General features: G+C 65.8%; 8 protein-coding genes. 6 read left to right on the forward strand and 2 right to left on the reverse strand.

The genetic code is table 11. The annotated features are described in order from the left end of the window. Positions 1–198: 198 nt before the first annotated feature. Together HU720_RS22860 and gshB are read right to left on the reverse strand one after the other, a co-directional pair. The gene (locus HU720_RS22860) at positions 199–1,104 is read right to left on the reverse strand and encodes an energy transducer TonB (protein ID WP_186523207.1); all 906 of its coding nucleotides are present in this window, start codon (positions 1,102–1,104) and stop codon (positions 199–201) included. 80 nt (positions 1,105–1,184) lie between these two features. Further along, positions 1,185–2,153 (reverse strand): glutathione synthase, encoded by a 969-nt coding sequence (gshB, locus tag HU720_RS22865; RefSeq protein WP_186523209.1) that lies wholly within the window; start codon positions 2,151–2,153, stop codon positions 1,185–1,187. A 185-nt stretch (positions 2,154–2,338) separates the two neighbouring features. Between gshB and HU720_RS22870 the strand changes: the two genes are divergently transcribed. Genes HU720_RS22870 through HU720_RS22895 form a run of 6 tightly spaced genes read left to right on the forward strand, consistent with a single transcriptional unit; the run spans position 2,339 to position 11,498 of the window. Beyond that, positions 2,339–2,740 (forward strand): response regulator, encoded by a 402-nt coding sequence (locus HU720_RS22870; protein ID WP_186523211.1) that lies wholly within the window; start codon positions 2,339–2,341, stop codon positions 2,738–2,740. A gap of 46 nt (positions 2,741–2,786) precedes the next feature. After that, positions 2,787–3,152, forward strand: a complete 366-nt coding sequence (gene pilH / locus HU720_RS22875; RefSeq protein ID WP_186523219.1) for a twitching motility response regulator PilH — start codon at positions 2,787–2,789, stop codon at positions 3,150–3,152. Next, positions 3,149–3,703 (forward strand): chemotaxis protein CheW, encoded by a 555-nt coding sequence (locus tag HU720_RS22880; protein WP_186523220.1) that lies wholly within the window; start codon positions 3,149–3,151, stop codon positions 3,701–3,703. The genes pilH and HU720_RS22880 overlap by 4 nt, the downstream gene beginning before the upstream one ends. A 16-nt stretch (positions 3,704–3,719) precedes the next feature. Then, positions 3,720–5,777 (forward strand): methyl-accepting chemotaxis protein, encoded by a 2,058-nt coding sequence (locus HU720_RS22885; protein ID WP_186523221.1) that lies wholly within the window; start codon positions 3,720–3,722, stop codon positions 5,775–5,777. An 11-nt stretch (positions 5,778–5,788) separates the two neighbouring features. Beyond that, positions 5,789–11,047, forward strand: a complete 5,259-nt coding sequence (locus HU720_RS22890; RefSeq protein WP_186523233.1) for an Hpt domain-containing protein — start codon at positions 5,789–5,791, stop codon at positions 11,045–11,047. Then, the gene (locus tag HU720_RS22895) at positions 11,040–11,498 is read left to right on the forward strand and encodes a chemotaxis protein CheW (protein WP_186523226.1); all 459 of its coding nucleotides are present in this window, start codon (positions 11,040–11,042) and stop codon (positions 11,496–11,498) included. The genes HU720_RS22890 and HU720_RS22895 overlap by 8 nt, the downstream gene beginning before the upstream one ends. Positions 11,499–11,590 lie beyond the last annotated feature (92 nt).

Here is an 11,590-nt window from a genome sequence, read left to right on the forward strand (position 1 = left end):
GCACCCACCAGAATCGCTGGGGCTGCTCCGCAGCCCTTTCGCGACACAAGGCCGCTCCTACACAATCAAAAGCGACTTGCCCGAAACCATAGAATCTCCCGCAGGGATTGGGGCACCCCACAATATCGAGGCTGGGCGCGGTCCCTGTGGGAGCTGGCGCCAGCCTGCGATGAGGCCGGCACAGGCTGTATTGGCCCTTCAATTACTCGACAGCTTGTCGCCCCGCGCAAAGCGCCAGGTGCGGATGATTTCCAGGCGGTCGAACTCGGCCATGTCGCCGGTAAAGGGTGCAAACGGGGCTGCCAGGCGCACGATGCGCTGGGCGGCCTGGTCGAGCACCGGCTGGCCGGAGGACTCCAGCACCAGCACTTCGAACAGCGAACCATCGCGGTTGATCGACACCATCATGCGCAAGCTGCCGTACATCTGCTGGCGCCGGGCCTCTTCGGGGTAGTTGAGGTTGCCGATGCGCTCGACTTTCTTGCGCCATTCCTCTTTGTACCAGGCGCCTTTGTCGCGCAGGGTGGAAGCGGCGTTCAAACGGTGGATGCGCGGGCGCTTGGCGTAGCGTTGCTGTTCGTTGGACAGCTCCGCCTCAAGGCTTGCGATCTGGCTGGACAGCTGCGAACTGTCGAAGTCCGGCACCTTGGCCTCAGGCTTTGGCTGCGGCTTGCTCTCTTTGGGCTTTGGCTCGACCTTGTGCGCCTTGGGCGCCTGGGTGGTCACCGCCGACTTTTGCTGCGCCGGCTGCGCTGCAACCTCGGGCCTGGCGGCAGGCGGCGGGGTCACCTTGTTGATCTTGCTGTCCTGGAACGGCGCCACTTCGGTGGTCTTGGGTACCGCTTTCTTGTCCAGGGTGCCGCTGCCTTGCTGGTTTTCCTGAGCCTGGAAATCGGCTTTGTCAGGCGCTTTTTCACTTTTGAAGGTGGCCAGGGTGATATCCATGGTCTGGCGGATATCGGCAGGCTTGATCACCGAAAAGCCCACGCCGAGGATCAGCGCCAGGTGCACCACGGCAGCCAGAAACAAGGTAAAGCCAAGCCGGTCCACCGGGCGAACGCGCGGTGGCAGCAAATCGGTGGGAATGTCGGCGGGCAGCGTCATGGTTAGCGTCTAGTTGCAAGGTTCAAGCGGCAAGTTGAAGCCTGCCATACGCCGGCCTGCTTCAACTTGAGGCTTGCAGCTTAAAGCTTGCAGCTATTTTTTTCCTTGAGCTGGCGATCAATGGCGTCCATCAGCAGGCCGCCGATATCGGTGCCGAAGGCGGCGTCGATCTCGCGGATGCAGGTCGGGCTGGTGACGTTTATTTCGGTCAGGTGCTCGCCAATCACGTCGAGGCCGACGAACAGCAGGCCTTTTTCACGCAACGTGGGGCCTACCTGGGCGGCGATCCAGCGGTCGCGCTCGCTCAGCGGGCGGGCCTCGCCACGGCCGCCTGCGGCCAGGTTGCCACGGGTTTCGCCGCTGGCCGGGATGCGCGCCAGGCAGTAGTCGACCGGCTCGCCATCGACCATCAGGATGCGCTTGTCGCCGTCCTTGATTGCCGGCAGGTAGGCCTGCGCCATGATCTGCTGGGTGCCGAGCAAGGTCAGGGTTTCGAGGATCACCGAGAGGTTGGGGTCGCCTACGCGGTGGCGGAAGATCGACGTGCCGCCCATGCCGTCCAGCGGCTTGAGGATCACATCGCCGTGTTTGGCGGCGAATTCGCGAATGATGTCCGGGCGGCGGCTCACCAGGGTGGGCGGCGTGCACTGCGGGAACAGCGTGGCGAAGAGTTTTTCGTTGCAGTCGCGCAGGCTTTGCGGGCGGTTGACCACCAACACGCCGTCGGCCTCGGCCTGCTCCAGCAGGTAGGTGCTGTAAACGAACTCCATGTCGAACGGCGGGTCCTTGCGCATCAGGATCACGTCAAGCTCAGCCAGGGTGCTGTCCTGCTCATCGCCCAGCTCGAACCAGTGTGCGGGGTCGGCGAACACTTTCAAGGGGCGCATGCGCGCGCGGGCCTTGCCTTCGCCCTGGTACAGGTCGCGCTGCTCCATGTAGAACAGGCTCCAGCCACGTTGCTGGGCGGCCAGCAACATGGCCAGCGAGCTATCCTTTTTATAGGAGATGGACGCAATGGGGTCCATGACAATCCCGAGGCGAACGCTCATGGGTAATTCCTCTTGGCGGCAGCTGACCGCGATGGCACAAAAATAAAAGTGGCTCAGGGTGGCGCCCGACGCGCGCCGGGTCAAGTGGCGAGCAGATGGAATGGCTACAGGGAGTGTGCTAAAAAGGCCCCATCAAGCCGCTAGCCAGAAGCTGCAAGCCTGCGGCTCTTAGAGGTGGCGAATTTATGGAACAACCCCTGAAGGTGATGGTGATCGACGATTCCCGCACGATCCGCCGCACCGCGCAGATGTTGCTCGGTGAGGCCGGTTGCGAGGTGATCACCGCCAGTGACGGCTTCGATGCCCTGGCCAAGATCATCGACCACAAACCCCGCATCATTTTCGTCGACGTGCTCATGCCGCGTCTTGACGGCTATCAAACGTGCGCGGTGATCAAGCACAACAGCGAATTCAAGGACACCCCGGTGATCCTGCTGTCCTCGCGCGATGGCCTGTTCGACAAGGCGCGCGGGCGGGTGGCAGGCTCCGACCAGTTCCTCACCAAACCCTTCAGCAAGGACGAACTGCTCGATGCGATCCGCGCCCATGTGCCGGGTTTCGCCGCGCAGCACCAACACGCACCCTGACGCCGCCCGCCAAGGCGGCGCCTTCAGTTACACATGGGGAAACAGCATGGCCCGAGTTCTGATTGTCGACGACTCGCCGACAGAGATGTACCGCTTGACCGAATGGCTCGAAAAGCACGGCCACCAGGTGCTCAAGGCCAACAACGGCGCTGACGGCGTGGCCCTGGCCCGCCAGGAAAAGCCCGACGCCGTGCTGATGGACATCGTCATGCCTGGCATGAACGGCTTCCAGGCCACTCGCCAGCTGAGCAAAGACCCAGAAACCAGCGCCATTCCGGTTGTGGTGGTGACTACCAAGGACCAGGAAACCGACCGCATCTGGGCCACGCGCCAAGGCGCCCGGGACTTTCTCACCAAACCGGTCGAAGAAGACGCCCTGATCGCCAAGCTCAGCGAAGTGCTCGGCGCTTGACCAGCCGCCCCCAAGGCGCGTCGTTGACCGCCTTCGAGCTGTTGCTGGACATCGACCGGCGTTGTCGCCTGCTGGTGGCCGACCAGCCGCCCCACGAGCCGCGCCTGCAGCAGTGGAGCGGCATTGGCTTTCGCCTTGCCCAGCAGTGGTTCGTCGCGCCCATGGGCGAGGTCGCCGAAGTGTTGCGCGAGCCGCGCAGCAGCCGCGTGCCGGGTGTGCAGCCGTGGGTGCGGGGCATGGCCAATCTGCGCGGGCGGCTGCTGCCGGTGATGGACTTGAGCGCGTTCTTCGGCCTTGGCCCGGCGGCCGCCGGCAAGCAGCGCCGGGTGCTGGTGCTGGACCATGAAGAGCTGTTTGCAGGCTTGCTGGTGGATGAAGTGGTGGGGCTGCAGCATTTTGCCCTCAGCAGCCTTGAGCTGTCGCCACCGCAGCCTTTGCTTCGCGCCGCAGCGCCCTTCGTGCAAGGGCATTTCCCCCGTGAGCGCAACTGGGCGATTTTCAGCCCGTTCGCCCTGGCCCAGGCGCCGGGCTTTCTCGATGTGGCGTTGTAGTAGAGGATTTTTCGACGTGAACAAGCCGGGCCCTACCGTTTCACCTGCCGCCGTTGCCCAGCGCCCGCGCAGCACCGCGCAGATCACCGTGCTGTTCGTGGTGCTGATCCTGTCGATCGTGCTGTTGTTCGCCAACTTCGCGTACCTCAATACCCAGGCCAACCACGACAAGCAATACATCGGCCACGCCGGCGAGCTGCGCGTGTTGTCCCAGCGCATCGCCAAGAACGCCACCGAAGCTGCTGCCGGCAAGGGCCTGGCGTTTCGTCAGCTGAGTGATGCGCGCAACGATTTCGAGCGGCGCTGGGACTACCTGCGCCACGGCGACAAGACCACCGGCCTGCCGCCCGCGCCTGCGGCCGTGCGGGACGAGATGGACGCGGTACGCCAGGACTGGGACAACCTGCGCAAGAACACCGACACCATCCTGGCCAGCGAGCAAACCGTGCTGTCGCTGCACCAGGTGGCGGCGACCCTGGCCGAGACCGTGCCGCAGTTGCAGGTCGAATACGAAAAAGTGGTGGAGATTCTGCTGCAAAGCGGCGCCCCGGCCAGCCAGGTTGCGGTGGCCCAGCGCCAACTGCTGTTGGCCGAGCGTATTCTCGGTTCGGTCAACACGGTGCTGGGCGGCGACGAAGCCTCGGTGCAGGCGGCCGACACCTTTGGCCGCGACGCCAGCCGGTTCGGCCAGGTGCTCGAAGGCATGCTGGCCGGCAACCCGGCGATTCAGGTCACCCGCGTCGAGGATGCCGATGCCCGTGCGCGGCTGGCGGAAATCGCCGAGCTGTTCCAGTTCGTGGCCGGTTCCGTGGACGAGATTCTGGAAACCTCGCCGGAGCTGCTGCGGGTGCGCGAGGCGGCCGGCAACATCTTCAGCCTCTCGCAAACCCTGCTCGACGAAGCCTCGCACCTGGCCAACGGCTTCGAAAACCTGGCCAACGGGCGCACCCTGGATACCGTCGGCGGTTACGTGCTGGGGCTGCTGGCGCTGGCCTCGATCATCTTGATTGGCTTGGTGATGGTGCGCGCCACCCACCGTCAGCTGCGAGAAACCGCCGAGAAGAACGAGCGCAACCAGCAGGCAATCATGCGCCTGCTCGATGAAATAGAAGAGCTGGCCGATGGCGACCTGACCGTCACGGTATCGGTGACCGAAGACTTCACCGGGGCGATTGCCGACTCGATCAACTACTCGGTCGACCAACTGCGCGACCTGGTCGGCACCATCAACCACAGTGCCGAGCAGGTCGCCGCAGCAGTGCAGGACACGCAGAACACCGCGCGCCAGTTGGCCAAGGCCTCCGAGCACCAGGCCGACCAGATCAGCGAAGCGTCCGAAGCGGTCGGCGACATGGTCGAGTCCATCGACCGGGTGTCGGCGCATGCCTACGAGTCGGCCAAGGTGGCCGAGCGTTCGGTGGCGATTGCCAACAAAGGCAACGAGGTGGTGCACAACACCATCAACGGCATGGACAACATTCGCGAGCAGATCCAGGACACCGCCAAGCGGATCAAGCGGTTGGGCGAGTCGTCCCAGGAAATCGGCGATATCGTCAGCCTGATCGACGACATTGCCGACCAGACCAACATCCTTGCCCTCAACGCGGCCATTCAGGCGTCGCTGGCGGGCGAGGCGGGCCGTGGTTTTGCGGTGGTGGCCGACGAGGTGCAGCGCCTGGCCGAGCGGTCGTCTTCGGCGACGCGCCAGATCGAGGCGCTGGTGCGCACGATCCAGGCCGACACCAACGAGGCGGTGATCTCCATGGAGCAGACCACCGCCGAGGTGGTGCGCGGGGCGCGCCTGGCCCAGGACGCCGGCGTGGCGCTGGCCGAGATCGAAGGCGTCTCGCAGACCCTCGCCGAACTTATCCACAGCATCTCGGATGCGGCGCAGTTGCAAACCTCATCTGCCGGGCAGATTTCCCACACCATGGCGGTGATCCAGCAGATTACCGCGCAAACCTCGGCCGGCTCCGGCGCCACCGCCGACAGCATTCGCCACCTGGCGCGCATGGCCAGCGAGATGCGTCGCTCGGTGTCCGGTTTCACCTTGCCCAAGGCTGAGCGCTCGTGAGCGAGCCGAGCCTGGGCAGCGCCCGCCACGACACGGTTGCCCTGGCCTGGGTCAAGGCACCCATCCTCGACTGCCTGGGCCAGGCGCGCCAAGCCCTGGAACGTTTTGCCGGGGCGCCGGACGACCTGTCGATGCTGGCGTTCGTGGTCGACAACCTGCATCAGGTGCATGGCTGCCTGCGCATGTTGCAATTGCCCGGCGCCACGCGCCTGGCCGAAGAACTCGAACTGCTCGCCCAGGCCATCGCTGACGGTCAGGTGCCGCCGCGCGGCGACTGCCTGGGGCCGCTGTTTCGCGGCTTGGAGCAATTGCCGCCGTACCTGGACCGGCTGCGCGGGGCGCGTCACGACTTGCCGCTGGTGGTACTGCCGCTGCTCAACCAGTTGCGCCAATGCCGTGGCGCCGAGCCGTTGGCCCAGGGCAGCCTGCTGGGCGACCTCGGCCAACGCCTGGCCGGTGCTGCCGACCTTGCCGACCTGGACCTGTCGCTGGGCAACTGGCGCGAGCACATGCAGGCCGGTGCTGGCCGCGATGCGCTGCGTTCGGTAGTGATGGCCCTGTGCGACGACCTGATGCGCATCAAGGAACGCCTCGACCCGTTCGTCAGCGGCAATGCTGCCCCCCGCGAACCGCTCGATGCCTTGCTGGCGCCGCTGCGCCATGTCGCCGATACCCTGGCGGTGCTGGGTTTCCAGCAGCCGCGCCGGGTGATCATCGACCAGGTGCTGGCGTTGCAGGCACAGGCCGACCACAACGATGCCGTTGATGAAGCGCTGTTGATGGATGTGGCCGGTGCGCTGCTGTACGTCGAGGCAACGCTCAACGGCATGGTCGGCCCGCTCGAAGAAACCCTGCCCGGCAGCCTGCCGGGTGCCGACCTGGCTGACACCCGCCAGTTGGTGCTCAACGAGTCGCTGAACGTGCTGCACCAGGCCAAGGACCTGATCGGCGATTGCCTTGAATCGGACTGGTCGCGCCAGCGCCTGCAGGCGCTGCCGGGGTTGTTGCAGCAGGTGCGCGGGGCGTTGGCCATGCTGATGCTGCCCGCAGCCGCCGAGGTGATCGGCGCCGCTGCCGGCTACGTGCAGGGCTGGCTCGGCCACCTTGACCAAGAGCCGCTGCCCGATGACCTGGCGCACCTGGCCGATGCCCTGTGCGCGATGGAGAGCTACCTGCAATGGCGGGTGGCCGATCCGCTGGCCGATGCCCAGCACTTTATCGACATGGCCCAGGCCGGCATGGCGGCGCTCGGCGTGTATTGCCAACGCTCAGCCGCAAGCCCGCCCAGCGCGCAGGCGGTGGACGGCATCGACGATGAGCTGCGTGCAGTGTTCATGGAAGAAGCGGGCGAGCTGCTGCCGGAAATCGAGCGCCAGTGGCTGCGTTGGCGCGCCGACAACACACTGCGCGACGCCCTGGTTGAAGTGCGCCGCGCCCTGCACACGCTCAAGGGCAGCGGCCGCATGGTGCATGCGCAGGCCCTGGCAGAGCTGGCGTGGGGCGCCGAACATCTGCTTAACCGCGTGCTTGAAGGGCGCATCGTGCTCAGCGCCGAAGGGCTGGTGGCGTTGCAGCAGGTGTTCGTCCGTTTGCCTGACCTGCTGGCCGATTTTGCCGTGGGGCAGGTGCCAGCCACTGCTGAAATAGAACAGCTGGCCGGCCATCTGCATGCGCTGGCGTTGAACGACGCAGCCCCTGGCACACGCATTGACGGGCTTGACCCGAACCTGCTGGAGATCTTCCGCAACGAGGCCCAGGGCCACCTGGCCGGCCTCGATGACTTTTTGCAGGACGCCGACCCACAGGGCACGCCGGTCAGCGACAACCTGCAACGGGCGTTGCACACGCTCAAGGGCAGCGCGGCGATGGCCGGGGTCATGCCGGTGGCAGAACTCGCCACAGCCCTCGACCGCCTGGTGCGCGAATACAAAGGCCACGAGCAGCCGCTGCTGCGGGTGGAAATCGAGCTGCTCGAAGCGGCGCGGGCGCTGTTCCACCTGGGCCTTGCGCAGTTGGGCAGCACGCCGTTGGCGCCGATCCCGGGGGCCGGCGAGTTGATCGAACAAGTCGGGCAGACTGTCGATGCGCGGCTTGCCCAGCAGCACACCGACCCGCACCCGGCGCGGCGCAGCCGCCGCGACCCGCAACTGATCGCAAGTTTCCTTGGCCAGGCCATGGACACGCTGCTGGATGCCGACGCGCTGCTGAGCCACTGGCAGCAAAAGCCGAGCGAGCGCCAGGGGCTCGAGGCCCTGCTCGATGACATGACCACCCTCAGCCACGCCGCGCACCAGGCCGAACTGTGGCAGGTGGACGAAATCTGCGAAGGGCTGCTGGACCTGTATGGCGCGGTCGAGGAGGGCAGCCTGCCGCCTTCGCCGCGCTTCTTCAGCGTCGCCGCCCAGGCCCATGAAACCCTGTTCGATTTGCTCGACGAACTGGCCGCAGGGCAAGACCTCAATGCACGCCCCGAATGCCTGGCCGAGCTGAGGGGGATGCTCGACGATGCCCTAGACCCGAGCCAGGTGGGCGTGGTCGGGGCGCAGGCGGTGATGCCGCTGGTGGCGCCGAGCTTGATCGAGCTGTTTCTCGACGAGGCCGAAGACATTCTCGACAGCGCCGGCCAAGCCCTGAGCCGCTGGCAGCAAGAGCCCGACAACCTGTCGGTACTCGCGGCGCTGCAACAGGATGCGCAAACCCTCAAGGGCGGCGCGCAGATGGCCGCCATCGGCGCGGTTGAAGTGCTTGCCGCTGAACTGGCGTTGCTCTACGAAGGCGTTGCGGACCGCAGGCTGGGCACCGGGGGCAGGCTGTTCGAGCTGCTGCGCCGTTGCCATCAGGCGCTGGCCGACATGCTCCAGCAATTGCACCAGGGGCAGGCGCCGGTAGCGGCGCCAGCGCTGTTGGCCGAGCTGCGCGAGTACCGCCACAGTGCGCCGCCGCCGGCCCCAAGCGAGGCTGTGCACGAGCCTGCCGAGGCCGCCGATGACAAGGAGCTGCTTGAAGTCTTCCTTGAAGAAAGCTCAGACATCGTTGAAAGCGCCGCGCAGTCATTGGCCCGCTGGCAGGCCGACCCACGTAGTACGGTAGAGGTGGAAAACCTGCTGCGCGACCTGCACACCCTCAAGGGCGGCGCGCGCATGGTCGAAATCGCCGCGATCGGCGACTTGGCCCACGAGTTGGAATTTCTCTACGAACTGCTGGCTGCCGGGCGCCTGCCGCCGACGCCTGCGCTGTTCAGCCTGCTGCAAAACTGCCACGACCGCCTGGCGCACATGCTTGATGCCGTGCGCATGGGCCAGCAGTTGCATGCCGCCACCGCGCTGATCGACTACATCCGCAACTTCTCCAGCGCGGCCCTCACCGACAGTGCCGCCGGCCAGTCCCAGGCTGAACCACTGCCCGCCGAAAGCCCGGCCGCCGCCCCCGAGCGTGCTGCCGACATGGTCAAGGTCGATGCCGAGCTGCTCGACGACCTCGGCAACCTGGCCGGCGAGCATGCGGTGATCCGTGGGCGCATCGAGCAGCAGGTCAACGACGCGCAGTTTGCCCTCAACGAGATGGAAACCACGCTGGAGCGCATGCGCGACCAGTTGTTGCGCCTGGATATCGAAACCCAAGGCGGGTCTTCCAGCCGCCAGCCGTTCGAAAGCGATGTCTACGACGATTTCGACCCGCTGGAGATGGACCGCCATTCGCAGTTGCAGCAGCTGTCGCGGGCGCTGTTCGAGTCAGCCTCGGACCTGCTCGACCTGCGCGAGACGCTGTTGCAGCGCTCGCAGGAAACCCACGGCCTGTTGCAACAGCAGGCACGGGTCAACAGCCAGTTGCAGGAAGGCCTCACCGCCACGCTGATGGTGCCGTTCGAACGCCTGGTGCCGCGCTTGCAGCGGGTGGTGCGGCAAGTGGCCAGCGAGCTGGGCAAGCAGGTTGAGCTGGTGGTGGGCAACGCCGAGGGCGAGCTGGACCGCAGCGTGCTCGAACGCATGGTGGCGCCGCTTGAGCACATGCTGCGCAACGCCGTGGACCATGGCCTGGAGTCGCGCGAGGCGCGCCTGGCAGCCGGCAAGCCGGAGCTGGGCACCATCCACCTCGACCTGCTGCACGAAGGCGCTGATATCGTGATCGAAATGAGCGACGACGGCGCCGGGGTGCCGTTGCAGGCAGTGCGCGAAAAAGCCATAAAACGCGGCCTGCTCGACCCGCAGGCGAACTTGAGCGACCACGAGATTCTGCAGTTCATCCTGCGGCCAGGGTTCTCCACCGCCGAGAAGATCACCCAGATTTCCGGGCGCGGGCTGGGCATGGACGTGGTCCATGAAGAGGTCAAGCAACTGGGCGGCTCGATGAGTATCGAGTCCAGCCCCGGGCGCGGGGCGCGGTTCCAGATCCGCCTGCCGTTCACGGTGTCGATGAACCGGGCGTTGATGGTGCACCTGGGCGAGGAACAGTACGCCATCCCGTTGAACACCATCGAAGGCATCGTGCGCGTGCCGCCGGCGGAACTCGAGGCCTGCTACCGGCTCGATCCGCCGTGCTACACCTATGCCGGCCACGAGTACGCGCTGCGCTATCTGGGCGAACTGGTGCAGGGCAGCGGCCAACCGGCGCTGCTTGGGCAGAGCGTGCCGCTGCCGGTGCTGCTGACCCATTCCCACGAACAGTCGTTTGCGATTCAGGTCGATAGCCTGTCGCCGAGCCGCGAAATCGTGGTCAAGAGCCTGGGCCCGCAGTTTGCCGCGGTGCCGGGGTTGTCGGGTGCGACCTTGCTCGGTGATGGCCGGGTGGTGCTGATTCTCGACCTGCTTGGCCAGTTGCGCGGCCAGCAGCGGCGCCTGGCGCGGCTGCCTGGCGCTGCCGACAGCCAGGGGGCGCTGATTGGCCCGGCGCCACGGCGGCCGTTGCTGGTGATGGTGGTGGACGACTCGGTGACGGTGCGCAAGGTCACCAGCCGGCTGCTGGAGCGCCACGGCATGAGCGTGCTGACGGCCAAGGACGGGGTCGATGCCATGGCCCTGCTTGAAGAGCACCGGCCGGACGTCCTGTTGCTGGATATTGAAATGCCGCGCATGGACGGCTTTGAGGTGGCCACGCGCATTCGCCGCGACCCGCGCCTGCAACACTTGCCGATCATCATGATCACCTCGCGTACCGGGCAGAAACACCGCGAGCGGGCGATGGCCATCGGGGTCAACGAATACCTCGGCAAGCCTTATCAGGAATCCTTGCTGTTGCAGAGTATTGCCCATTGGAGCCAGCATCATGCTTGAACACATTGCCGGCCAGCGCAGCACCCTGACCGGGCTGTTGCTGCCGCTGGGCGACCGCACCTTGGTGCTGCCCAACGTGGCGGTGGCCGAGCTGATAGGCCAGCGCAGCATTGCCTGTGAAGAGGGCGAGGTGGATTGGCACATGGGCTGGGTGGACTGGCGCCAGCAGCGTTTGCCGCTGATTGGCTTCGAGGCCGCCTGCGGCGGTTATACCCCGTGCGGTGAGCGGGCGCGGGTGGTGGTGCTCAACGCCCTGGGCGATACCGGGCTGCGTTACCTGGCGCTGCTGCTGCAGGATATTCCGCGCTCGTGCAAGCTGGACAGCCAGCTCAATTATGTGGATGTGCCCCTGGCAACGCTGGAGCTGGCGGCGGTGCAGGTGGGCGACCAGGTGGCGCGGGTGCCGGACCTGGCGGGGCTGGAACGGCTGGTGCGCGATGCGCAGTTGTAACCTGTTGCTGTGGGGGATTCTATGGTTTCAGGCAAGTCGCTTTTGATTGTGTAGGAGCGGCCTTGTGTCGCGAAAGGGCTGCGAAGCGGCCC

The organism is Pseudomonas sp. SWRI51, assembly GCF_014268825.1.
GTDB classification, from domain to species: domain Bacteria; phylum Pseudomonadota; class Gammaproteobacteria; order Pseudomonadales; family Pseudomonadaceae; genus Aquipseudomonas; species Aquipseudomonas farsensis.

What these genes read in the sequence shown, in the direction of transcription:
- HU720_RS22860 (WP_186523207.1), bottom strand. Translation starts at nt 1,104, where the DNA reads ATGACGCTGCCCGCCGACATTCCCACCGATTTGCTGCCACCGCGCGTT.
- gshB (WP_186523209.1), bottom strand. Translation starts at nt 2,153, where the DNA reads ATGAGCGTTCGCCTCGGGATTGTCATGGACCCCATTGCGTCCATCTCC.
- HU720_RS22870 (WP_186523211.1), top strand. Translation starts at nt 2,339, where the DNA reads ATGGAACAACCCCTGAAGGTGATGGTGATCGACGATTCCCGCACGATC.
- pilH (WP_186523219.1), top strand. Translation starts at nt 2,787, where the DNA reads ATGGCCCGAGTTCTGATTGTCGACGACTCGCCGACAGAGATGTACCGC.
- HU720_RS22895 (WP_186523226.1), top strand. Translation starts at nt 11,040, where the DNA reads ATGCTTGAACACATTGCCGGCCAGCGCAGCACCCTGACCGGGCTGTTG.